We start from the raw sequence: 533 nt of genomic DNA on the forward strand, positions 1-533 counted from the left end.
GCCGAAATCGTCCATCGAGATGCGGACGCCGAAATCGCGCAACTGGTGCAGCGTCGCGAGATTGGCCTCGCTGTCCGCCAGGAAGATCGACTCGGTGATTTCGAGCTCCAGCCGCAGCGGCGACAGGCCCGACTGCGCAAGCGCGCTGAACACGGTCTGGGTGAGGCTGCGGCTGCGGAATTGCGCCGGAGATAGGTTGACGGCCACCTTGATATCCGACGGCCACGCCGCCGCCTGCATGCAGGCTTCGCGCAGCACCCATTCGCCGAGCGGAACGATCAGGCCGATATCCTCGGCGACCGGGATGAAGTCGGCGGGCGAGACCATGCCCTTCACCGGATGCTGCCAGCGCAGCAGCGCCTCGAACGCGACGATGCGGTCCTGCTCCAGATCGACCAGCGGCTGATAGTGAAGCTGGAACTCGCCGGTCGCCAGCGCGCGGCGCAGGTCGATCTCCATGTCGCGGCGCATTTGCGCGTGACGGTCCATTTCCTTTTCGAAGAAGCGATGCACGCCGCCGCCCTCCGACTTCG

At 65.9% G+C, this 533-nt stretch carries 1 protein-coding gene; it reads right to left on the bottom strand.

The genetic code is table 11. From position 1 onward, the window contains the following. Nucleotides 1–533: EAL domain-containing protein (locus tag ABS767_RS17565; RefSeq protein WP_408080779.1), on the bottom strand; the 533-nt coding region annotated here is incomplete at both ends.

The organism is Sphingomonas plantiphila (assembly GCF_046000505.1).
GTDB classification, from domain to species: Bacteria; Pseudomonadota; Alphaproteobacteria; order Sphingomonadales; family Sphingomonadaceae; genus Sphingomonas; species Sphingomonas plantiphila.